Raw genomic sequence first — 19,966 nt, forward strand, 5'->3', positions numbered from 1 at the left:
TGCCGATCCTCGAGGCTGTCGTGCAGACTTCGAAGCCGCTGGTCATCATCTCCGAGGACGTCGAAGGCGAGGCCCTGGCCACGCTGGTCGTCAACAAGCTGCGTGGCGGCCTGAAGATCGCTGCCGTCAAGGCGCCGGGCTTCGGTGATCGCCGCAAGGCCATGCTGGAAGACATCGCCATCCTCACCGGTGGCCAGGTCATTTCCGAAGACCTCGGCATCAAGCTCGAGAATGTCGGCCTCAACATGCTCGGCCGCGCCAAGAAGGTGTCGATCTCCAAGGAGAACACCACCATCGTCGACGGCGCCGGCAAGAAGGCCGAGATCCAGGGCCGCGTCGCCCAGATCAAGCAGCAGATCGAGGAGACCACCTCGGACTACGACAAGGAGAAGCTGCAGGAACGTCTCGCCAAGCTGGCGGGCGGCGTTGCCGTCATCCGCGTCGGCGGTGCGACCGAAGTGGAAGTCAAGGAAAAGAAGGACCGCGTCGATGACGCCCTCAACGCGACCCGCGCGGCCGTCGAAGAAGGCATCGTTCCCGGCGGCGGCGTCGCACTGCTGCGCGCTTCGCTGAGCATCAAGGCAACCGGCGCCAACTCCGACCAGACCGCGGGCATCAGCATCGTGCGTCGCGCGCTGCAGGCTCCGGCCCGCCAGATCGCGGCCAACGCCGGTGCGGAAGCATCGATCGTTGCCGGCAAGATCCTTGAGAACAAGGGGGCAACCTTCGGCTACAACGCCCAGACCGGCGAATATGGCGACATGATCGCCATGGGTATCGTCGATCCGGTCAAGGTTGTGCGCACGGCTCTGCAGGACGCGGCCTCGGTCGCCGGCCTGCTGGTCACCACCGAAGCCATGATCGCGGAGGCTCCGAAGAAGGAGTCGGCTGGCGGCGGCATGCCTGGCGGCATGGGCGGCGGCGGCATGGGCGGCATGGGTGGCATGGATTTCTAATCCAGCCAATCTCGCAAGCTTTCGGAAAGGGCGGCAGCGATGCCGCCCTTTTTGTTTGCTTCATAGCGGGCTGCCCCGGCTCAAGCGGCGATATCAATGCACCGCGGCAGTGGCACTCTTGGCCGGCAAAGCGCCCTCAATCAGCGCCGCGACCTCATCGGCTACCGCCAGCACCGGGGCGCGGTCGTGGGTGGCGCGTGCGATCACCATCAGTCCTTCAAGCGATGATTCGACCAGCAATGCCAGCGCGTGCGCGCGTCGCTCGGGCACCCCTGCCCTGACGAAGGCCGCCCTGAGCAAGCCTATCCATTGCTCGAAGGCGGACCGGCACAATTCGGCCAGTTCCGGCATGTCGATCGGCGAGTCCAAGACCACGGGCGCGATCGGGCAACCGAGCGTGAACCGATTGTCTTCCAGCATGCGCGCGACCGACTGGTAGATGTGGTGGACGGCCACCGCCGGGTCCTTTTCGGCCGCAAGGGCCTCGCCCAGCCTTTTCGAGACGTCCTCGACGCTGTCGCGCGTCACCTCGATGACCAGCTGGTCCTTGCCGCCCGGAAAATGAAAATAGAGCGAGCCTCTCGGCGCGCCTGAGGCGCTCAATATGTCGTTGAGCGAAGTGCCGTGATAGCCGCGCTGCCGAAGCAGGCGCCCCGTGGTCTCGAGTATGCGGGTACGGGTGTCGTTCGCCATGTCAACCTCTGTCAGGAGTGAGCATTATAGACCTTGCCTCGAATATGACAATCGGTCTACATAATATGTAGATCAGTCTACATATCGAGAGGCAAATGCGCAGCTATCGTCTTGAAGGAACCTGCGGGACCAAGTGCCTGGTGATGCGCGACGAGGCGCAGCCGACGCCGAAGCCGCACGAGATCGTCGTGCGTGTCCGCGCCACCGCGCTCAACCGCCGCGATACGATGATCCTCAACGGCACCTACCCGCTGGCGCCGCGCCAAGGCGTTATCCCGCTGAGCGACGGCGCCGGCGAAGTCGTTGCGGTCGGCGAGGCCGTCACCCGCTTTGCGGTCGGCGACCGCGTCACCGGCAGTTATTTTGCGCGCTGGATCGATGGCCGCATCAATGCCGGTCTGATCGACCAGCTTGGCTGCACGCTGGACGGGATGCTGGCCGAATACGCCGTGCTCGACGAGCAATGGGCGGTGCGGCTTCCCGATCATCTCGACTGGCATCAAGCGGCGACACTAACCTGCGCCGGCCTGACCGCCTGGAATGCCGTGACGGCGGCCGAAATGCCGAAGCCCGGCCAATGGGTTCTTGTCATCGGTTCAGGTGGCGTCGCGCTATTTGCGCTGCAATTCGCCAAGCTGCTCGGCTGCCGTGTCGTGGCAGTCAGCTCGCGCAACGAGAAGCTGGACCGGCTGCGGGCGCTGGGCGCCGACCTCGTCGTCTCGACCGCCGACATGCCGGAATGGGGTGCTGCGGTGCGCGAGCAGACCGGCGGCATCGACCTCGTCGTCGAGACCGGCGGCCCGCCGACCTTCGCGCAATCGATGATCGCCTGCGCGCTTTACGGGCGCATCGTGCTTCTCACCATACAGGATGCGAAAGGCGGGACGGTGCAGATCCCCGGCCCGGTCTACCAGCGCAGCCTCGCCACCATCAGCCGCCTGTTCGTCGGCAATCGCACCAACCTCGAAGCCATGCTGCGCGCCATCTCGGTGCATCGCCTCAGGCCTGTCATCGACAAGGTGTTCGCCTTCGACGAGGCCAACGACGCCTATCGCTATTTCCAGCAAGGCGACGTCTTCGGGAAAGTGGTCGTCGACAGCGCCTGACTGGTCCGCCCCAAAATCTGATCGACCCTCAAATCAAAGGAGAGACACAATGACCATTCGTGAAGCAAAGGCCCAATGGCAGGGATCGTTGAAGGAAGGTTCGGGCCGGCTGAAGCTCGGCAGCGGCGTCTTCGAAGGCGCCTACTCGTTCCCGTCGCGTTTCGAGAACGGTCCCGGCACCAACCCCGAGGAATTGATTGGGGCGGCGCATGCCGGCTGCTTCTCGATGGCGCTGAGCACCGTCCTCGGCCGCGAAGGTTACACTCCCGCACGCATCCACACGATCGCCAAAGCGCATCTCGGCGCCACCGCGGCCGGACCGACGCTGACCCGTATCGAGCTGGAAACCCAGGCAAGCGTCGCCGGGTTGGCGGCGGGGGAGTTCGAGCGGCTGGCGCAGACGGCCAAGGAGAGCTGCCTCGTGTCGCGGGCGCTGGCCGGCGTCGCAGTGATCACGCTCAAGGCCCGCCTCATCGAAACCGCTACCGATCACTGAAGGGAAGGAATATCCAATGACACAGGAACTCGTCATCGACATCGCCGCCGCCAAACGCTCCGCCGAAACGGCCGAGATCATGCGGCGCTACAACGACGTCTTCCAGCGCCACGACCCGTCGGCGCTCGACGATCTGGTGGCGGAAGATTGCGTGATCGAGAACACCACGCCGGCCCCGGACGGCGCCCGCCGCATCGGCAAGGGCGCCTGCGTCGAACTGTGGTCGGCGATCGCAACCGGACCCGGCACGCGCTTCGACATTGAAGAAACTTTCGTCGCCGGTGATCGGGCGACGATCCGCTGGCGCTACTGGATGGCCGACGGCAATTCGCTGCGCGGCGTCAACCTGATGCGCGTGGCGGACGGGCAGATTGTCGAGGCCATGGGCTATGTGAAGGGATAGATTTGCGCTGCCCGCGACCTTCCTGTCTACCGGTCCGCCAGCGCCAGTTTGGCGCCGAGCATGACAAAGGCTCCGGCGAAGGTACGGCGCATCCAGGTCAGCACCTTTGGCCGCGACACGACATGGCTGCGGATTGACGCCGCGAAAACGCCGTAGCCGACAAAGACCACGAAGGTGAGCAGCATGAAGATGCTGCTGAGTTCCAGCATCTTCGACAGCGCATGCGGTTCGGTGGTGCTGACGAATTGCGGCAGGAAGGCAAAGAAGAAGATCGACAGTTTTGGGTTGAGGATGTTGATGAGGATGCCCGAAGTGATCACTTTGCCGGCCGAGCGCGGCGCAACATTTTCTTCGACGCTCAGGCCACCCTTCTCCTTCAGCGTGTTCCAGGCCATGTAGAGCAGGTAGGCGACGCCGAGATATTTCAGCGTCTCGAAGGCGACGGCACTGGTGTGCAGCAGCGCCGCGAGGCCGGTGATGGCGGCCGCCATGTGCGGAATGATGCCGAGCGTGCAGCCGAAAGCGGCAATGATGCTGGCGCGCGCACCACGCGAGAGCCCGGCGCTCAGCGTATAGAGAACGCCGGTACCGGGCGAAGCCACGACAATCAGCGACGTCAATAGAAATTCGATGCTCACGGATGGTCTCCCGGTGCTGGCCCTGCCGCCGGCAGCGTAATCAGCGAAACGTGCGGGCACAAGCCAACCTGAGAGCCTATGCGCATTCAGATCATGCTGTTGGCGTGCAGCTTGCTATCGGCAATAGGCTGCCGAACTTCCCAGTGTTCGACCAGCTTGCTGTCCTTCAGCCTGAAAATGTCGACAATGGCCAGGCCCTCCTCCTCCGGTTCGCGTTTTGCGTGCATGTGCACAATGACGAAATCCCCTTCTGCAAAAATCCGCTTCACCTCTCCCCTTACGAGGGGAAATGACTGTTTGAGCTGCTGCAGATAGGCTTTGAAGCCGTCCGCACCATCCGCAATGTTCGGATTGTGTTGGATGTAGCGTTCGCCAAAATGCATCGAAGCAGCTTCGATGTTGCCCTGGTTTACCGCTTTGTCGATGAAGTCCAGGACGATCGTCTTGTTGGTCTCGAGCGAATTATGGATCTTGGCTGGAACTGGATTTGATGGTTCGTCACGCATGTTTTGCTCCTTCAGGTGCCTGCTTCTGCCCGGTGTGGACGGGAGCGTCCGCAGGCCGATATTGCCAACATGATCAGCCACGCTTGTGAGACGGTCGATACGCTATTCGCCTAGATTCTTATCCAATCGTCTAATATCGTCAATCTGGTTATCGGCGGAGGATGGTTCTCATGGATGCCTTGTCCGAAGTTCTTGCTTCGCTGAGATTTGGCAGCGCCATGATCGGCAGCGCGACCCTGCATCGGCCCTGGGGTATTTCGGTGGATCCGACAAGGAATGCCGCCATCCACGTCATCCAGAACGGCGAATGCTGGCTGCGGTTAGCCGGTGAAAGGGAGCCGATCCGCTTAGGCGAGGGAGATGTCATCCTTGTCGCGAGCGGTATCGGGCATACCCTTTGCAATCCGGCGGATGCACCGACGGCATCGATATCCGCCGTCCTTTCCGCGAATCGGAGCGGAGCGGAACCGAAAAGCGAAAGCGGCGCGACAACTCTTCTTTGTGCGAGATATTCACTCGACGGCGTCGACCCATACCCGATGGTTTCGCTGCTTCCTCCGCTGATCCATTTGACCCGAAATCAGATTGGCACCAGCGAGCCGCTGCGGCTTGCCCTGGAACTTCTGCAGGTCGAAGCGAAAGGCGATCTCGGCGGCCACGACATTGTCGCCCCACGCCTTCTCGACAGCACGTTGATCTTCTTGTTGCGTGCCTGGATCGAACATCAGCCACTCGGAACAGGGGGATGGTTTGGCGCCTTGCGCGACAAAGGCATTGCGCAGGCTTTGCGCATGATCCACGAGCAGCCGGGCAATCCCTGGACTATCGCTTCCCTTGCCAGCGGCGCGGCACAGTCTCGAGCCACCTTCGCGCGTCGCTTCGCTCAACTGGTAGGACAGCCGCCGCTATCCTATGTGACCCGGTGGCGGATGAACCTTGCCGCCAGGGCGCTGCGGGAAACGAACCAGAACATCGGCGAGATCGGGCGCGCCGTCGGATATGAATCGGTGCCGTCGTTCTCGCAGGCATTCAAACGATTGACCGGACGATCGCCCGGCCTCTACCGCAGCGACTTTCGCGCATCTGATTGACGAAATTCAAACTGGGACGCCAGCCCGAGGGCCGTCATTCAAGCGTCGGCAGACCGTGAGCCCGACGCGCGATCAGGCAGTCGTCATCGCCCGGCATGCAGGCGCGGCAGACGTCGGGGCGGATGTCGTAGATGCCGCAGGCCGTTGACTTGCCGACCTCGCCGCACAGTGCCGAACAGCGCGCGCCGTCGCAGCGCATACCGGCTTCGTCGGCAGCCACGTATTTTTGCGGGATAAGGTCGAGCTGCGCGTCATCCTCGGTGGAGAAGCGCGGCCATCTGGACGAGTAGGCGCAGCAGGCGCCACAGGTCTGGCAATCGAAGGCAACCGGACCGGCGCCCTCTCGTGGCGACGAAAACTCCTCTGCGACCGCCAGGGCAAGCAGCCTTGGCGCAGATTTCCGGCCGGCATTTTGCTGCAAGGACGCTATTTCTTCTTGGGCTTGCGCGGCGGTGCTTCCGCCGGCGACCTGAACAGATCGGTGCCCGCCTCGGCGGCTTCGCCGGTTTTTGGCGCGGCCGCCGGCTTGGCCGGCTTCACGGCGGCAGCAGGCGCTGCCGGCTGGCCCTTGGCGGAAAACTTGATTGCCATATCAATCCTCGTCAGAGAAACGCGATGATGGCGCATTCGGATTGCGAAGGCGGCCGATGAGCGCCGAAACGGCCGTGATGTTCATTTCTTCGGGCGACCAGTTCCTGGCTTCCTCGATGTGCCGGGGCGCCAGTTCGCGATGCGTGCTGCCGCTGTAGGCAGCATCCGGATAGGTCACGCGCTCGTGCGTCTTGGCGTTTTCCCGGACATATTCGATCAGATAATTGGGGCATTCGGCGCGGCCGCGCACGCCGAGCCGCACCTGAGCATCGCCGTGGACACGCCGGCAGCGCTCAAGCTTTTCGAGCACGCGCCGGACATATTCGACCGGCTTGTCTAGTTCACCCACGACATCGGCGATGGTCGAATCGGCGGCGATCGCCTTTTGAGGCACGCGTTTGGTGGCCATCAGCGTTTGCCTGCGCGTTTTGGCGAGGCTGCGAGCGCAACCGCCGCCGCCATGTCGTCGGCTTCCTTCTCCAGGCGCAATTCGCGCAGCCGCGCGGTCTTGGCTTCGCGGGCCTGGCTGACGGCATCCCGTTCGGAATTGATGCGGTCGAGCGACATCGACTGGGTCCGCGTCTTGCTGAAAATGGATTCGGCCTGGTCGCGGGGTTTTTTTGAAGTTGCGGTCAAGGTCTTTCTCCCGGTTCGGAGCACGCCGCCGAAAAGTGGCGAGACTGGTCTTTCGGCCAGGATCCCGCACAAAGCAATACGGCAGCCGGTTTCAAATTGCTGGAACGTCCTTAGAGACCGTTTGGAAATTCTACTCTGACGGCCATCTGATGGGGTTTTCTGCGCTTCCGGTGCTCACGGACCCAAATGTCCGCTGCGCTCCGGTTCTCGAAACCACCACCATATGACTCGCCGGAGCGAATTTCGAAACAGCCTCTTAGCACGTCCGGGCCGTCGAGCAGCGCTCTTTCGGCGGTCGAAGCGCAAAAATGAAAAAGGCCAGGCACCGCCTGACCTCCCATGAGAACGCCTGCGCATCCCGAGAGACGCGCAAGGGAACGTTCTTCTCATGCGCATGAGCGGGGACTTAACCTCCCCGCCACCATGCGCTGGAATTTGCCATTCACCGGTGCCAGTACATCCGTGGTCACCGGTGAGGCTTAATTCCGTTTTAGGCCGCCTTCAACTGGTCGGCGGACATCTTGCCCGACTTGTTGTCGCGGACCATCTCGTAGCCAAGCTTCTGGCCCTCGACGATGTCGCGCATTCCGGCGCGCTCGACGGCTGAGATGTGGACGAAAACGTCGGCAGAACCGTCGTCAGGCTGAATAAAACCAAAACCCTTGGTGGCGTTGAACCATTTAACTGTGCCTGTGCTCATAACGAACCCTTTCCATGGCAAATATTCGTTCGTCGTCATGCGGATGCACAACAACGTTTGTCTCGATTTTGATGGGGGAAGTTCGCCAAAGGCGCGCCTAAGCACGCGGATAACAAAAGTCGGTCAAACAAATATCGACAAAATTCTTATAGACTTCTTTGCGCGTTGTGTCAATTTTTTTGATTTGCCACACTCGCGGAGACGCGCGGCGGCGGCCCGCGCCAGCACATCGGACGGCGAAAGCCGGGCTATTGCCCGCCGAAAAAACCAATCAGCCTGGGAACCATTTTGGCGCCGGGGCATTTTTTTCGGTGTCGAAAGCCGTTCTCGAAAGAGCGATCTTGAGAAAGGCGGACGACAAACAGGACGCCCCCCGCGCAGATAAAAGGCACGAGGGGCGTTCCTGTGATGCGACCATTCGCGCCGCTGCACCCTGCCCCTCACAGCATGGCCCGGCTGAGCCCGCCATCCACCGGCAAAGCCACGCCGGTGACATAGGCGGCGGCGGCGCTGGCCAGGAATGCGGCAACGGCGCCGAATTCAGCGGGCGTGCCGTAGCGCTTTGCCGGGATTTCGGCCTGACTCTCGGCGGCGATCACAGCAGCGTCGACACCCCTGTCGGCGGCGTCCATGGCGTCGAACTGTTTCGTCCGGTCCGTCGCAAAACGGCCCGGCAGCAACAGGTTGACCGTGACGCCGTCCGCCGCCACTTCGCCGGCCAGCGTCTTGGCCCAGCCGGCGAGCGACGCACGCAGCGCGTTCGAAGCGGTAAGCCCGGGGATCGGCTCGCGGACGGACGTGGAGGAAACGGCGATGATGCGTCCCCAGCGCCGTGCCCGCATGCCTGGCAGGAAAGAAATGGCGATGCGCATCTGGCTCAGCACCATGCTGGTGAACTGCTTTTCCCAGACGCTCGCATCGAAGACGCTGGCCGCGAAGGGCGGCGGGCCGCCGCCATTGAGCAGGACGATGTCGATCCGCTGATGCTCGTCCTCGATGGCACGGATCAGCCGGGAGACGCTGTCGTTGTCGGAAAGATCGGCGCTGAAGGTCGAGCAGACGGGGCTGGCGGACTCGATCGCGCACCGCGCCGCATCCAGGGTCTCCTTCCCGCGTCCGACCAGGATGATCTCGGCGCCTTTCGCCGCGAGCGCTTCGGCAACGCCGAAACCGAGGCCCTTGCCTCCGCCGAGGACAAGCGCCTTCCGCCCCTCAAGATTTGCGCTAATCAAGCCAAGCCTCCCCTGGTTTCGCTGCGCACTCTCGGATCAGGCCCGAGTGCATGTTCTGGGCGTGCATCAGCGTACATGCACAATGGCGTCGGCTTCGACCGGAACATTGGCCGGCAAGCCGGCCATGCCGAGCGAGCAGCGGGCATGCTCGCCACGCTCGCCGAAAACATGGAGCAGAAATTCGGATGCTCCGTTGCCGACCTCCGAATAGGCCGCAAAGCCGGCCGCCGCGTTCACATAGACGGTCAGCTTGGCGAATTTCACGACGCGGTCGAGATTGCCGTCCAATTCCTTGTCCAGCCAATAGACGATGTTGGCCGCGCAGAGCCGGGCGGCGTTCCGCGCCGCGGGCAGATCGATCTGTGCGCCGACCTGGCCGATCGCAGCGATCTCCTGCCCGATCTCGGGGATCTGACCGGAGACATAGACGATGTCGGCGACCCGAGCCGTCGGCGAGAACGGCAAAGCAGGCCGATCGAGCGACGGCCAGGCGACACCGAACTCCTCAAATCTTCTTCTGTAGGGCAAGGTGGCTGCTCCTGTTTTCATTCGTGCGAGCGGACCTTGAATTCAGATCGGGCTTTCGGATGGCCTGATAGTGCTGACACAGCTATCAGGAATTCTTATGACCGGAGATATCGACGTCCGGCTGCTGCGCGCCTTCGTCACCGTGGCCGATACGGGAACGGTGAGCCGGGCCGCCGATCGGCTTGCCCGCACGCAGGCGGCGGTGAGCATGCAGCTTCAGCGCCTCGAAGGTGAAGTCGGCGCCGAGCTGCTGCGCCGCTCGCCGCGCGGCGTGACGCTGACCGAGGCCGGCGAGATCCTGCTCGCCTTCGCCCGCAAGGCCATCGCGATCGGTGACGATGCCAGGCGCGAGATAGAAGGCCGCAGGCTGGTCGGCCGTGTCCGGCTGGGCATCGTCGAGGATTTGGCGATAACGCGGCTGCCGTTGATCATCGCCGAATTCCGCCGCCGGCATCCTTCCGTGGAGATCGAGCTGACGTCGGCCAGCAGCAGCGATCTCAGCAAGTCGCTGGGCGAAGGAAGATGCGACATCGTCATGGCCGATCCGGCGCGCTTCACAATGGCGCCGCGAGGCCATGTGTCACGACAGCTGGTCTGGGCGGCAAGCCGCATGATCGAGATCGATGACGAGGTCGAGCTTCCGCTGATCATCTTCGAAGGCGCCTGCTCCTGGCAGGACAGAATGCTGGCCTCGCTCGCCGAGGCCGGAATCGGCTGGAAGATCGGCTGCCGCGTGTCGACCTTCGCGACGCTGATCTCGGCGCTGAGGGCCGGGCTCGGCATCGGGCTTCTGCTGCAAGAAGGACTGCCGCCCGACTGCCAAAGCCTCAACGGACGCTTCAACCTGCCGCCGGCGGCGATGGCGGATTTCGGCGTCTATCTCGCGAGGGACCCGTCGCGGCTGGTCGAGGAGTGTGGCGATTTCCTGCGAGCGGGATTCGAAGCGTAGCGAAATATCTGACGCCGTTCACCGTTCCTGGTCGGTCGGGCGGATGACGATCTCGTTGACGTTGACATGTGCCGGCTGGCTCACGGCGTAGAAAATGGCCGCGGCGATGTCCTCGGCGGTCAGCGCCTCCATGGCGGCGAGCCGCTGGTCGAGCCCGGCCTTCGCCGCCGGGTTGGTGACATGGTCGCCGAGTTCGGTGCGCACAAGGCCAGGCTCGATGACGGTGACGCGAACCTTATCGGCATAGACTTCGCGGCGCAGCGATTCGGAAAAGCCGACGACGCCGAACTTGGTTGCGGCATAGCCGCTGGCGCCGGGATTGGCGACGCGTCCGGCGATCGACGAGACATTGACGATGTGACCCTTGGCGGCCCTCAGATGCGGCAGCGCCGCCTTGGTGACGCCCATCAGCGCCAGCAGGTTGAGCTCAATCATGCGGCGCCAGTCGTCGAGTTCGGCATCGGCGGCCGGCGACAGAAGCATGACACCTGCATTGTTAACGAGGATGTCGAGGCGGCCCCATTCGGTGACAACCTTGTCGACCATGGCGGTGACATCGTCGTTGCTGGTGACGTCGGCCTCGATGCGGAGCGCCGTGCCGCCGGCCTTTTCGATACGTGCGGCCAGCGCTTCGAGACGATCGGCGCGGCGTGCGGCAATCGCCACCTTGGCCCCGGCGGCTGCGAGCGCCACAGCCGTTGCCTCGCCGATGCCCGAGGAGGCGCCGGTGACGAGTGCGACCTTGCCGGCCAGTGCGGAAGAAACAGAAGTCATTGTGAAGTCTCCAAGGCCCCTGCCCGATCTTCAGATAGGCCGCGGGCCGCGAAGTGGAAGACCGGCTTTGCTCGGCTCTACTCGTCTGGGCCGGGCTCCGGCCAAGGCTCTTTCGCCGCCTCGGCATACCAGTGCCGCATCGCCGGCATCGAAAGCACGGCGTCGACATAGGCGCGGGTGTCGGGCGCCAGCGTGCCACCATAGGTGTCGAAGCGGGTGACGACCGGCGCGTACATGGCATCGGCCGCGGTGAAACGGCCAAACAGAAACGGCCCGCCTTTGCCGTATTTTTCGCGGCATTCGCGCCATAGCCCTTCTATGCGCGCCCGTTGCGCCTCACCTTCGGCGTCGAGCGGCTTGTGGCCTTTCGGCCGGCGCAAATTCATCGGCCAGCTATAGCGGACCTCGCGAAAGCCCGAATGCATCTCTGTCGCCGCCGAGCGGGCCAGCGCACGAGCGCCGATGTCGGCCGGCCAGAGCTTTTTCTCGGGAAACAGCTCAGCAAGATATTCAAGGATGGCAAGGGTTTCCCAGACGATCCGGACCTCGCCAGTCGGCAGCCGATGGTTCAGCACCGGCACCTGGCCGGTCGGCGATATCCTGGCCAGATTGGCCGCGGTCTCGGGCGTGCGCAGGCGCACAAGACCTTCCTCGAACGGGATCTCCAGATGCTTCATCGCCAGCCATGGCCTCAGCGACCAGGACGAGAAGCATTTGTTGCCGATGAAGAGCGTGAATTCAGCCATTGTCCCTCCGGCCCTGTCTGTTCGGGCTTCTCGCGCACCCTATCCTGTCGGCTTCGCGGCCGGAAGCTATCCCAATCGACGGGCAGAACCCGGAACCTAAGCGATCCGCGACCGCTTCTCCAGGCGAACGGTTCAGGAGATGCGAGATGGTGAACAAGGATCAGGTTGCAAGCAAGCCAAGGGCTCGGTCAAGCAGACCGCCGGCAAGGCCACCGGCAACAGGCGCGCCGAGGCCGAAGGCGACGTCGACAAAGCGACCGGCAAGATGCAGAAGGCTTACGGCGACGTGAAGGAGAAGGTGAAGAAGGCGCTTTGACGCCGGCCCTTCGTGAACCAGGAAAAGGCGGCTCGGCCGCCTTTTTTGACCCTCTCCTGCCCGTCAGAAAGTCAGGCTTTTGCTGTATGCATTGGTGAAGGTGACCTCGCCATGATCTCCGGCGGCGTCGCCCAGCACCACATCCATGCTGTTTCCCGTCACCCGCGCCAACGCAAAGCCGCCCATGAAGGCGGCCTTCGGCTTGAACAAGTCGACCCCGTCACGGTGGTAGATCATCGGCGTCGCGTGCTGGTGGCCATGGAAGATGCCGACGACGTTGTAACCCTTCAGCACAGCCAGCAGCGCCTGCCTGTCGGCTTCGCTCCACCAGTGGGGCGGACCCTTGCCGCCGTCGTCGAAGGTTTTCTCGGCGGCGTCCCATCTTTCGATCGAAAAAGTATCCCAGCCATAATGCTGGAACAGGATGACCGGGCGGCCGTCGCCGGCATAAGTCGCCAGGTCCTGCTTCAGCCATGGCAGGCTGCTGACGGCGCCGTGGCCGGTATCGCCGGCGAAACGGTGCGTCTGTACAAGATGCAGGCCGCCCCAATCCCATGAATAGCAATCGGTCGCGACATCGTAGTCGGTCGCCGGCGCAGGCGGCTTGAAGAACACGCCGGGGCGGTGGTTGACCTCGACGTAGTCGCGCATTTCGCGGCGGTACCAGTCGACATGCGAGCGCGGGCCGTTCTGGTCGAGGTCGTGGTTGCCGAGGCCGACATAGACCGGCATGTGCACGCGGTCGGGGCCGACGCCTTGCTGGTAGCGCTGGCTGAACTGAAGCAGTTGCGTGCCCTCGCTGGGCTGGGTGATCTGGCCGCCGCCATCATCGGTGATGTCGCCGCCAACGACGAGGCCGAGCGGCGTGCCGATTTTGCCCGTCGAGCGCAGGGCGGTGGCAACGCCATCGATTTCAGCCGGCCATTGCCTGTCGCCGACGCCGTTGAGTGCGGCGACGTTGCGCAGCAAGGCAGCGTCGGTCTTGCCCTCCTGCTCGCAATGCGGGCTCAATCCGTTCGCCGTGCGGCAGGCATGGACATCAGCGATAAACAAGAAGGTGGCGTCGATCGGCGGGATACGCTGGCCGGTCTGGCCGAAGGCCGGGCGCGAAACAGCGCCGGCCGCGGCAACGGCCGCTGCCTTCATCAGGAACCTGCGCCGGGAAACCGGCCGGGCGGAAATACGATGCATCATGCGCTAAAATTCAGCACGACGCGGACCGGCAGTCCAGTTGCTCGCAAAGTGTGTCGACACGTTCTCTCAGGTCTGGCATTGCTTTCGGCATTCAACTTGCGCGGGCAGAGGAGGACGCCGTGAAAGCTACATCCATCGGCATGACAATGGCGATTCTGGCGGTGACGAGCGCAGCGCATGGCGCCGGGTGCATCGACGCCAAATCGGCCAAGGCCGGCTTCATTCTCGAAAGGCCCGGCATCCACAGCGAATTTCGTCCGGCGGCGGGCGGAATGGTGGCGGTTGCCAACAAATACCAGTCGCAATCGCCGCAGTCGCAGTACCTGTTCGGCGGGCTGATCGAAGTGTTTCGCGACAGCAGCACGGGGCAGCTGGCGATGATCCCGTTTTCCGATCTCAGGAAGGTGTTCCCGCTGAAGGCGGGTGCCAAGAGCAAGATCGTATTTGCCCGTCTCGCACCGAACAAGCCGCCGAAGGGCACCGAGACGCTGGAGATCAACGTCAAGGGCAAGGAGACGTTCAGCCTGGGTGATTGCAAATACTCCGTGCTCGCGGTCAAGCAGACGATCAGGAGCGAGGCCGGCGAGACGCGGGACGAGTTTACCGCGCTTTACGCACCCGACCTGCAGGCAGTTGTGGCCAGGCGCTATGACGAGGGCACCAGTGCCGAAAGCGTGGTCGGCTACGAGCTGATCAAGCCGCTGCCGAATTAAGAGCTCGGCCTCCCCGCCTCGGTCATAGTGAGCGACTGTCCTGCCGGCATCAGACGGCTCTGTGCAGTATCCTGCTACGTCGCCTCGTTCCTGTTTTGGACGACATAACTCCCTGCTCCAACGCCATCAGGCAGTCGCGCAGCGCGCTTGCGTCCTGTGCGGTCTTGGCCATCGACATGGCGCCGGAATAGCTGGCGACGGCTAACGCTGCGAAGCGCTGCGGATCGGTGCCCAGCTCCCGGCCCGACTGCTGGTCGGCCCTGATCTTGTCGGCGATCGCCTGGCGCCAGGCCGAAAAAATGCCGGCAAGGGCAATGCGGAAATCCGGATCGGCAAGCGACAGTTCATGCGCCAGGTTGTTGAGCGGGCAGCCGCGCACGAATCCCTGCTGCTCCAGCTCCGCCGCGACGGCCGCGAACACGGAGCGCACGCCCTCGCGCGCTGAGGAAGCCATCCGCACCGGCGCGATCCATGTCTCTTCTACGGCGGCGGCGATCCGCTCCTCGATCACTGCGAGCGCCAGCGCCTTCTTGGTTGGGAAATGGTGGTGCAGCGCGCCGCCGGTGACGCCCGCCGTCGCCATCAGGTCGCCCATGCTGGACGCATGATAGCCGCGTGCCTGAAACGCCTCCTCGGCGACATCGAGCACCTTTTTGCGCATGCCTTCGGGGTCGTTGGTGCGTTTTTGAGCCCGCGACCTTGGGCGAGCGGAAATCTCTGCTGACATCTTCACACGATAGCAGATTGACAAAACAGGACAACCGGTCTGTTTTGTAAAACAGCCGGTAGGGTTTGCTTGGGGCGACGCCGCCAACGCCCAGTGATCGATTCGGACGAGGCGCTACTTCTACTCTTTCATGAACCAATCAATATCCAGCGTGCCTCTTCGCCACTCCGTTGCGGTCACATCGGCACTTAAACTAACCACCGACGATTTCGCGTCTCTTGCGAGGCTCTTCAAATCGGCAAGAGCCATTTTTTCTTCGAGTGGCAAAAGGTGCCCGGCACTCCAGAACCTGACATTTTCGTCTGTATGCCTCAGGGTTCCCAACAGAAAAGATCGGCCACGATCAGGTCGGTTCCTGATCTCTCTTATTGCGCGGATTAAGCGGTCGTGAGCCGCATTCGATCCTTTGACATCCCCCATTTCAAGTAGTTGACGGTGCAATATGGCAGCCTCAACGTATTCTCTTTCGGGGTCCCTTGGCGCTTCTGGCTGCTTCACATCGAGCACTTTCTTGCGCATGCCTTCGGGGTGGTTGGTGCGTTTTTGAGGCCGCGACCTTGGGCGAGCGGATATCTCTGCTGACATCTTCACACGATAGCAGATTGACAAAACAGGACAACCGGTCTGTTTTGTAAAACAGGATGACTGTCCTGTTTTGGAGATCGCGCAATGAACCCGCCTTTGAACGCCCTACCTAATCCCGATCTGCTCGCCTCGCCCGTCGTCGAACTCAGGCAATACACGTTGAAACCCGGCCGGCGCGAGACGCTGATCGGCATCTTCGACAATCACCTGATCGAGGGCCAGGAAACCGCGGGGATGACCATCATCGGCCAGTTCCGCGATCTCGACCGGCCGGATATGTTCGTCTGGCTGCGCGGCTTCGACGGTATGGAAGCGCGGAAAAACGCTCTGACCGCCTTCTACGACGGGCCGGTCTGGGCTGCCTGGCGCGACGCCGCCAACGCCACGATGATCTCATCCGACGACGTGCTGCTGCTGAAGCCGGCCTGGCCGGGCGCGAACCTAGACCTCTCGGGATCGGAACGATTACCCCAGGCGGACCTCGAAAAACCGAGCGCAAGCAGCGATTTGCAGGCAATTGTTGTCATCAGGATTCATCATTTGCAACCGGGCCTGGAAGCCCGTTTCGCCAATGACTTCCAGACCGCGGCCCTTCCGGTGCTCGCCGCATTTGGCGCGTCGCCGCTCGCCGCCTTCGTTACCGAGCATGCCGAAAACAGCTTTCCGCGGTTGCCGGTGCGGGCCAGCGAAAACGTCTTCATCAGCATCACCGGTTTCGACAGCACCGAAGCGCATGCCCGCCATGAGGCAGCCTTGGCTGCCTTCCCGAGATGGAAGGAATTGGAGCAGGCCGCGCAGTGGGAATTCGCCAGGCCCGTGGAGGTTCTGCGCCTGGCGCCGACGGCGCGGTCGCTGCTCGGACAGCCAACGCCGGCGTGACCAATGCCGTTGAAAGCCACCTATGTGCACTGAACCCCCCTGTCTGGTTCACACCTGAAAATGCCTGGCATGGATCACCTGGTAACGCGTGGTCCATGCGGTTGCCTGCTCCAGGTCAAGGCAAACGCGCAGCAGCCGGTGATCCTCGTTCTTGCGGCCAATGAGCTGGATGCCAATCGGCAGGCCGTCTTTCGACTGGAAAAGCGGCAGGCTGGCGGCCGGTTGGCCGGTGACGTTGAAGATTTCTGTGAAAGGCGCAAAGCCGTAGGCTCGCCTCGCCCAAGCCTCGTAATCAAAGACAGCACCATCGCCATGGATGGCGCCAAGCCGGGGCGTAAGCTCGGCCGTCGTCGGTGTCATGATCAGGTCGAACCCATCGAACGCCATCGCCATCGCCAGCGAAGCGCTGTGCACATGGTCCTGCGCCCTGAAATAATCGGCGGCCGAGGATCGCCGAAAACAGTCGAGCGCGTGACGAGTCAGGCTTTCGATTTCGCCGGCCCCCGGCATCCGCCCGATCTCGTCGGCGCGATCGTCAACCAGCCGCGCGACTTCCGACATCCAGAAGATGCTCCAGTCCGCTTCGGCGCTGGCTTCCCGCGGGAAACGCGCCTCTGTGACCTCGTGCCCCCTGTCCTCGAGGAGGATCATGGCTTCCTGAAATTTTGCCCCGATCTCGGACGCGACGGGCGTGCCGTCCGGCCGGTGCGCCAGGCACGCGACGCGCAGACGCGCACCGGGCGAAGACAGCCAGTCCAGGTAGGACGGCACCGATTTGGACACGGAGTAAGGCGCTCCTTGTTCTGGACCGGCAGTCATGTCCAGCATGGCGGCGCTGTCGCGAACGGTGCGGGACAGGACGTTCTCGGCGTAGAGCCCGGCGCCGACCTGACCTCGACCAGGCCCGACAGGCGTGAGCCCACGCGACGGCTTCATGCCGAACACGCCGCAACAGGCAGCCGGCACCCGGATCGATCCGCCGATATCGGAACCGTGGGCGACCGGCACCATGCCGCTCGCCACCGCGGCAGCAGCTCCGCCGCTTGAGCCGCCCGCCGTCAGCGAAGGATTCCAGGGGTTCGAGGTGGGGCCGCGAAAGCTGGGTTCGGTGACGAAGTCGTTGGCAAATTCAGGCGTGTTTGTCTTGCCCAGCAAGATCAGACCGGCGGCCCGCCAGCGCCGGACGATCTCGCTGTCGGGCTTCGGCGCGGCATCCTTGAAGTAGAGCGACGAGTGCGTCGTCGGCCACTCCCGTACATTGACGCCGGTGTCCTTGACCAGAAAAGGAATGCCGGCGAGTGCCGCCTGCCGGTTGCAGCTTGCCGCAACGGAAAGCGCCCGGTCCGCATCGATCAGCGTCACGGCATTGAGGGCGGGATTGATGCTTTCGATCGCTTCGATAGCCGCCTCGACGACCTCGACGGCCGACAATTCGCCCGAGCGAACATGCCCGGCCAGGGCGACGGCGTCCAACGCCACGTATTCGGAAAGATCCATGACTGCTCTCAGCACGGACTACCGGTCGCTTCGGCTGTCGGCTGGGGTCCAGCTTTGGTACCGAGCTTGAAATACCGGCCGATGGCTGCCGCGACCAATGCCGGATCCTCCCAGTGCGGGTTGTGTCCGCATCGCACCGCGCTTACGAACGCGGCGCTAGGGATTTCTTCGAGGAGCCGCCGTTGGTGGGTTTCGTCGAAGAGCAGGTCGTGCGCGCCAGCAATGACAAGCGCCGGCAGGCGCAGCGTGCGCGCCTTGTCGGTCAGATCGACGCGCCGAACCTGCTCCAGGATTGCGCACCAAAGTGCCGCCGGCATGGCTGACGCCTCCTTTGCAGTCATGGTCAGGAATTCCGCTGGAACCTCGGCCTCGCAGGCATGCCAATAGTCATAGAACGGATCGGCCGGCGATATCGGGTCTCGAAGCGCCCGCACACCAATGGTCATCGGGTGATCCTCACCGATCTGCGGCCGCAGCGTTCCGGCCATCAGCACCAGGCCGCCGATCATCTCGGCGTAGCGCGCGGCTGCCTCGATCGCCACCATACTGCCTAGGGAATGCCCGACCAGAACCGGCCGCTCGAGCCGCAATCGCTCGATCAAACTCGCCACATCTTCCGCGAAATCCGCCGGGGCGAAGCCGCGTGTCCCGGCCGGCGAGGCGCCATGCCCGCGCAAGTCTGGAATGACAAGCCGGCGCCCGGCGAGATGCGGCGCCAGCAAGGAGAAGCTGCGGCTCGTGTCGGAGAAGCCGTGCACCAGCACCAGCGCGGGCTCCTGCCCGGCGATTTCGACGCAGGCCGTTTCAGTGCAGCCGGCACCGACCCTGCGCTTGCGGCCGTTCCAGCCCGCCTGATCGGCCGATATCACAGGCCGAGCTGCTGCTTGACTGCGTCGAGCGCGGGCTTGCCATCGAATGTGGTGACACCGGTAAGCCAGGCGCCGAGCCTATCCGGATTCTCCTTGAGGGCCTTCAGGCCGGCTTCCTCCGGCTTCATACCGTCATTGATGAGATAGCCCATGCCGAGATTTTCGAAATCGACATCGAAGGCGAGGTTCTTCAGCAACTGCCCGACATTCGGGCATTGCTGCAGATAGCCCTTGCGCACCTGCGTCGTCACCGTCGCGGCGCCGAAGTTCGGGCCGTAGAACTTGTCGCCGCCGCTCAGATATTTGAAGTCGTACATCGTGTTCATTGGATGCGGCGCCCAGCCCTGGAAGACGATGAAGCGCTTTTCCTTGATCTCGTAGCCGACCTCGGAAAGCATGCCGGCTTCACTCGATTCGACGACCTGCCAGCCATCGAGGCCGAGCGACTTATCGGCGATGGCGTCCATCATCAGCTGATTGGAGCCCGGCTCGATGCCGTACATCTTCCTGCCGAACTTGTCGGCGAACCTTTGCAGGTCGGCAAAATCCTTGACGCCGGCCTCCCACACGTAAGTCGGCACGGCAAAGGTGTATTTGGCGCCGACGAGATTGACGCGCACATCGTCTACCGAGCCGTCCTTCTTATAGGGCTCGTAGTAGGTGATCATCGCCGGATCCCAATAGCCAAGGAACACGTCCAAATCATTGTTCTTCAAGGATTCATAGATGACGTTGATGCCCAGAAGCGAGCTTGCCGGCTTGTAGCCGAGCGCATCGAGCAAGACGCTGGTGACACCGGTGGTGAAGGCAAGGTCGTTCCATCCAGGCTCGGCCATGCGCACGACCTTGCATTGCTCAGGTTCAGCCGCAAAGGCCGGCCGGATCGCCAGCAGGACGCAGAGCGAGGCGCCTATTCCAAGGCTACGAAGCATTTCGGTTCTCCTCATTCACCAACGACGTTGACCATTCGGTTTTTAAATTGTCCCAACGGTCAATCATTGATCTCGGCGGACAAAAATGTCAACGTCGGTTTTCGATGCATGATGGGGTGGACGGCGCCCGACGGCATCGGATGTGCCAGAATGAGTTCGTTGAGATCTCAAACAAGGGAGCCGTCCGTGGAACACCTTATCCGTATTGG

Annotated in this window: 27 protein-coding genes; 9 read left to right on the top strand and 18 right to left on the bottom strand. The window is 62.9% G+C overall.

Going from position 1 to position 19,966, the window contains the following annotated elements; all coding sequences use genetic code 11:
• The coding region (groEL, locus tag NKH30_RS31665; RefSeq protein WP_352997961.1) for a chaperonin GroEL at positions 1-956 on the top strand (956 nt) is incomplete at its 5' end.
• Between the two features lie 93 nt (positions 957-1,049).
• Here the strand turns inward: groEL and NKH30_RS31670 are convergent.
• Positions 1,050-1,649, bottom strand: a complete 600-nt coding sequence (locus NKH30_RS31670) for a TetR/AcrR family transcriptional regulator (RefSeq protein WP_352684914.1) — start codon at positions 1,647-1,649, stop codon at positions 1,050-1,052.
• Between the two features lie 95 nt (positions 1,650-1,744).
• Between NKH30_RS31670 and NKH30_RS31675 the strand changes: the two genes are divergently transcribed.
• The 3 genes from NKH30_RS31675 to NKH30_RS31685 are packed head-to-tail and all read left to right on the top strand — an operon-like array spanning position 1,745 to position 3,654.
• Positions 1,745-2,755 (top strand): zinc-dependent alcohol dehydrogenase family protein, encoded by a 1,011-nt coding sequence (locus tag NKH30_RS31675; protein WP_352874685.1) that lies wholly within the window; start codon positions 1,745-1,747, stop codon positions 2,753-2,755.
• Between the two features lie 49 nt (positions 2,756-2,804).
• Positions 2,805-3,251: an OsmC family protein gene (locus tag NKH30_RS31680; RefSeq protein ID WP_352997963.1), complete on the top strand. Its 447-nt coding sequence runs from the start codon at positions 2,805-2,807 to the stop codon at positions 3,249-3,251.
• A 16-nt stretch (positions 3,252-3,267) separates the two neighbouring features.
• The gene (locus NKH30_RS31685; RefSeq protein ID WP_352569753.1) at positions 3,268-3,654 is read left to right on the top strand and encodes a nuclear transport factor 2 family protein; all 387 of its coding nucleotides are present in this window, start codon (positions 3,268-3,270) and stop codon (positions 3,652-3,654) included.
• Between the two features lie 26 nt (positions 3,655-3,680).
• Here NKH30_RS31685 and NKH30_RS31690 read toward each other — a convergent pair whose 3' ends face one another.
• Together NKH30_RS31690 and NKH30_RS31695 are read right to left on the bottom strand one after the other, a co-directional pair.
• Entirely contained in the window at positions 3,681-4,292 is a 612-nt protein-coding gene (locus tag NKH30_RS31690; protein ID WP_352684918.1) for a LysE family translocator, read from the bottom strand.
• 86 nt (positions 4,293-4,378) lie between these two features.
• Positions 4,379-4,879 (bottom strand): nuclear transport factor 2 family protein, encoded by a 501-nt coding sequence (locus NKH30_RS31695; protein WP_352817482.1) that lies wholly within the window; start codon positions 4,877-4,879, stop codon positions 4,379-4,381.
• Between the two features lie 89 nt (positions 4,880-4,968).
• Here NKH30_RS31695 and NKH30_RS31700 point away from each other — a divergent pair, with 89 nt between their 5' ends.
• On the top strand, positions 4,969-5,889 hold the full coding sequence (locus NKH30_RS31700; RefSeq protein ID WP_352817485.1) for an AraC family transcriptional regulator: 921 nt from the start codon (positions 4,969-4,971) through the stop codon (positions 5,887-5,889).
• A 34-nt stretch (positions 5,890-5,923) separates the two neighbouring features.
• Here NKH30_RS31700 and NKH30_RS31705 read toward each other — a convergent pair whose 3' ends face one another.
• The 7 genes from NKH30_RS31705 to NKH30_RS31735 all read right to left on the bottom strand — a co-directional run bounded on the left by NKH30_RS31705 (position 5,924) and on the right by NKH30_RS31735 (position 9,576).
• Entirely contained in the window at positions 5,924-6,265 is a 342-nt protein-coding gene (locus NKH30_RS31705) for a YkgJ family cysteine cluster protein (RefSeq protein ID WP_352685019.1), read from the bottom strand.
• Positions 6,266-6,315: 50 nt separating this feature from the next.
• A complete protein-coding gene (locus tag NKH30_RS31710) occupies positions 6,316-6,480 on the bottom strand; it encodes a hypothetical protein (protein ID WP_023722752.1) in 165 nt (54 codons plus the stop codon).
• 1 nt (position 6,481) lies between these two features.
• A complete protein-coding gene (locus NKH30_RS31715; RefSeq protein ID WP_352472663.1) occupies positions 6,482-6,889 on the bottom strand; it encodes a hypothetical protein in 408 nt (135 codons plus the stop codon).
• Positions 6,889-7,116 carry a hypothetical protein gene (locus tag NKH30_RS31720; RefSeq protein ID WP_023677608.1) on the bottom strand — a complete coding sequence of 76 codons (228 nt, stop codon included), beginning with the start codon at positions 7,114-7,116 and terminating at the stop codon, positions 6,889-6,891. The genes NKH30_RS31715 and NKH30_RS31720 overlap by 1 nt, the downstream gene beginning before the upstream one ends.
• 490 nt (positions 7,117-7,606) lie before the next feature.
• Positions 7,607-7,816 (bottom strand): cold-shock protein, encoded by a 210-nt coding sequence (locus NKH30_RS31725; RefSeq protein ID WP_010915421.1) that lies wholly within the window; start codon positions 7,814-7,816, stop codon positions 7,607-7,609.
• Between the two features lie 440 nt (positions 7,817-8,256).
• On the bottom strand, positions 8,257-9,048 hold the full coding sequence (locus NKH30_RS31730) for an SDR family oxidoreductase (protein WP_352997965.1): 792 nt from the start codon (positions 9,046-9,048) through the stop codon (positions 8,257-8,259).
• 66 nt (positions 9,049-9,114) lie between these two features.
• Positions 9,115-9,576, bottom strand: coding sequence for a RidA family protein (locus NKH30_RS31735; RefSeq protein ID WP_352874688.1), 462 nt, complete (start codon positions 9,574-9,576; stop codon positions 9,115-9,117).
• A gap of 97 nt (positions 9,577-9,673) precedes the next feature.
• Here NKH30_RS31735 and NKH30_RS31740 point away from each other — a divergent pair, with 97 nt between their 5' ends.
• Positions 9,674-10,525: a LysR family transcriptional regulator gene (locus tag NKH30_RS31740; protein ID WP_352997967.1), complete on the top strand. Its 852-nt coding sequence runs from the start codon at positions 9,674-9,676 to the stop codon at positions 10,523-10,525.
• Positions 10,526-10,543: 18 nt separating this feature from the next.
• On the opposite strand, the gene NKH30_RS31745 is transcribed toward NKH30_RS31740, so the two are convergent.
• Both NKH30_RS31745 and NKH30_RS31750 read right to left on the bottom strand, forming a co-directional pair.
• Positions 10,544-11,299, bottom strand: coding sequence for an SDR family NAD(P)-dependent oxidoreductase (locus tag NKH30_RS31745; protein WP_352541614.1), 756 nt, complete (start codon positions 11,297-11,299; stop codon positions 10,544-10,546).
• A gap of 77 nt (positions 11,300-11,376) precedes the next feature.
• On the bottom strand, positions 11,377-12,045 hold the full coding sequence (locus NKH30_RS31750) for a glutathione S-transferase family protein (protein ID WP_352771808.1): 669 nt from the start codon (positions 12,043-12,045) through the stop codon (positions 11,377-11,379).
• Positions 12,046-12,184: 139 nt separating this feature from the next.
• Here NKH30_RS31750 and NKH30_RS31755 point away from each other — a divergent pair, with 139 nt between their 5' ends.
• Positions 12,185-12,361 carry a CsbD family protein gene (locus NKH30_RS31755; RefSeq protein ID WP_352771806.1) on the top strand — a complete coding sequence of 59 codons (177 nt, stop codon included), beginning with the start codon at positions 12,185-12,187 and terminating at the stop codon, positions 12,359-12,361.
• A 63-nt stretch (positions 12,362-12,424) separates the two neighbouring features.
• Here the strand turns inward: NKH30_RS31755 and NKH30_RS31760 are convergent, their stop codons facing one another.
• A complete protein-coding gene (locus NKH30_RS31760; protein ID WP_352771804.1) occupies positions 12,425-13,555 on the bottom strand; it encodes a metallophosphoesterase in 1,131 nt (376 codons plus the stop codon).
• Between the two features lie 119 nt (positions 13,556-13,674).
• On the opposite strand from NKH30_RS31760, the gene NKH30_RS31765 reads away from it, so the two are divergent.
• Positions 13,675-14,268 carry a hypothetical protein gene (locus NKH30_RS31765; RefSeq protein WP_352472655.1) on the top strand — a complete coding sequence of 198 codons (594 nt, stop codon included), beginning with the start codon at positions 13,675-13,677 and terminating at the stop codon, positions 14,266-14,268.
• A 49-nt stretch (positions 14,269-14,317) separates the two neighbouring features.
• Here the strand turns inward: NKH30_RS31765 and NKH30_RS31770 are convergent, their stop codons facing one another.
• Both NKH30_RS31770 and NKH30_RS31775 read right to left on the bottom strand, forming a co-directional pair.
• Positions 14,318-14,929 carry a TetR/AcrR family transcriptional regulator gene (locus tag NKH30_RS31770; protein WP_352997969.1) on the bottom strand — a complete coding sequence of 204 codons (612 nt, stop codon included), beginning with the start codon at positions 14,927-14,929 and terminating at the stop codon, positions 14,318-14,320.
• A 186-nt stretch (positions 14,930-15,115) separates the two neighbouring features.
• Positions 15,116-15,514 carry a hypothetical protein gene (locus NKH30_RS31775; RefSeq protein WP_352971439.1) on the bottom strand — a complete coding sequence of 133 codons (399 nt, stop codon included), beginning with the start codon at positions 15,512-15,514 and terminating at the stop codon, positions 15,116-15,118.
• A gap of 150 nt (positions 15,515-15,664) precedes the next feature.
• Between NKH30_RS31775 and NKH30_RS31780 the strand changes: the two genes are divergently transcribed.
• Positions 15,665-16,459, top strand: coding sequence for an NIPSNAP family protein (locus NKH30_RS31780; protein WP_352997972.1), 795 nt, complete (start codon positions 15,665-15,667; stop codon positions 16,457-16,459).
• Positions 16,460-16,507: 48 nt separating this feature from the next.
• On the opposite strand, the gene NKH30_RS31785 is transcribed toward NKH30_RS31780, so the two are convergent.
• The 3 genes from NKH30_RS31785 to choX are packed head-to-tail and all read right to left on the bottom strand — an operon-like array spanning position 16,508 to position 19,757.
• Complete coding sequence (locus NKH30_RS31785) at positions 16,508-17,956, bottom strand: amidase (protein ID WP_352997974.1); 1,449 nt, start codon at positions 17,954-17,956, stop codon at positions 16,508-16,510.
• A gap of 8 nt (positions 17,957-17,964) precedes the next feature.
• The gene (locus NKH30_RS31790) at positions 17,965-18,825 is read right to left on the bottom strand and encodes an alpha/beta fold hydrolase (RefSeq protein WP_352997976.1); all 861 of its coding nucleotides are present in this window, start codon (positions 18,823-18,825) and stop codon (positions 17,965-17,967) included.
• A complete protein-coding gene (gene choX / locus NKH30_RS31795) occupies positions 18,822-19,757 on the bottom strand; it encodes a choline ABC transporter substrate-binding protein (protein WP_352997977.1) in 936 nt (311 codons plus the stop codon). The genes NKH30_RS31790 and choX overlap by 4 nt, the downstream gene beginning before the upstream one ends.
• Between the last annotated feature and the right edge of the window lie 209 nt (positions 19,758-19,966).

Source organism: Mesorhizobium sp. M1273, from assembly GCF_040318195.1.
Classification (GTDB): domain Bacteria; phylum Pseudomonadota; class Alphaproteobacteria; order Rhizobiales; family Rhizobiaceae; genus Mesorhizobium.

Excerpts from the sequence above, each read along its gene's own strand:
- NKH30_RS31700 (WP_352817485.1), top strand. The coding sequence starts at position 4,969 with ATGGATGCCTTGTCCGAAGTTCTTGCTTCGCTGAGATTTGGCAGCGCC.
- NKH30_RS31745 (WP_352541614.1), bottom strand. The coding sequence starts at position 11,299 with ATGACTTCTGTTTCTTCCGCACTGGCCGGCAAGGTCGCACTCGTCACC.
- NKH30_RS31770 (WP_352997969.1), bottom strand. The coding sequence starts at position 14,929 with ATGCGCAAAAAGGTGCTCGATGTCGCCGAGGAGGCGTTTCAGGCACGC.
- NKH30_RS31675 (WP_352874685.1), top strand. The coding sequence starts at position 1,745 with ATGCGCAGCTATCGTCTTGAAGGAACCTGCGGGACCAAGTGCCTGGTG.
- NKH30_RS31750 (WP_352771808.1), bottom strand. The coding sequence starts at position 12,045 with ATGGCTGAATTCACGCTCTTCATCGGCAACAAATGCTTCTCGTCCTGG.
- NKH30_RS31725 (WP_010915421.1), bottom strand. The coding sequence starts at position 7,816 with ATGAGCACAGGCACAGTTAAATGGTTCAACGCCACCAAGGGTTTTGGT.
- NKH30_RS31680 (WP_352997963.1), top strand. The coding sequence starts at position 2,805 with ATGACCATTCGTGAAGCAAAGGCCCAATGGCAGGGATCGTTGAAGGAA.
- NKH30_RS31710 (WP_023722752.1), bottom strand. The coding sequence starts at position 6,480 with ATGGCAATCAAGTTTTCCGCCAAGGGCCAGCCGGCAGCGCCTGCTGCC.
- NKH30_RS31760 (WP_352771804.1), bottom strand. The coding sequence starts at position 13,555 with ATGATGCATCGTATTTCCGCCCGGCCGGTTTCCCGGCGCAGGTTCCTG.
- NKH30_RS31740 (WP_352997967.1), top strand. The coding sequence starts at position 9,674 with ATGACCGGAGATATCGACGTCCGGCTGCTGCGCGCCTTCGTCACCGTG.
- NKH30_RS31755 (WP_352771806.1), top strand. The coding sequence starts at position 12,185 with ATGCGAGATGGTGAACAAGGATCAGGTTGCAAGCAAGCCAAGGGCTCG.
- NKH30_RS31670 (WP_352684914.1), bottom strand. The coding sequence starts at position 1,649 with ATGGCGAACGACACCCGTACCCGCATACTCGAGACCACGGGGCGCCTG.
- choX (WP_352997977.1), bottom strand. The coding sequence starts at position 19,757 with ATGCTTCGTAGCCTTGGAATAGGCGCCTCGCTCTGCGTCCTGCTGGCG.
- NKH30_RS31775 (WP_352971439.1), bottom strand. The coding sequence starts at position 15,514 with ATGCGCAAGAAAGTGCTCGATGTGAAGCAGCCAGAAGCGCCAAGGGAC.
- NKH30_RS31715 (WP_352472663.1), bottom strand. The coding sequence starts at position 6,889 with ATGGCCACCAAACGCGTGCCTCAAAAGGCGATCGCCGCCGATTCGACC.
- NKH30_RS31685 (WP_352569753.1), top strand. The coding sequence starts at position 3,268 with ATGACACAGGAACTCGTCATCGACATCGCCGCCGCCAAACGCTCCGCC.
- NKH30_RS31780 (WP_352997972.1), top strand. The coding sequence starts at position 15,665 with ATGAACCCGCCTTTGAACGCCCTACCTAATCCCGATCTGCTCGCCTCG.
- NKH30_RS31785 (WP_352997974.1), bottom strand. The coding sequence starts at position 17,956 with ATGGATCTTTCCGAATACGTGGCGTTGGACGCCGTCGCCCTGGCCGGG.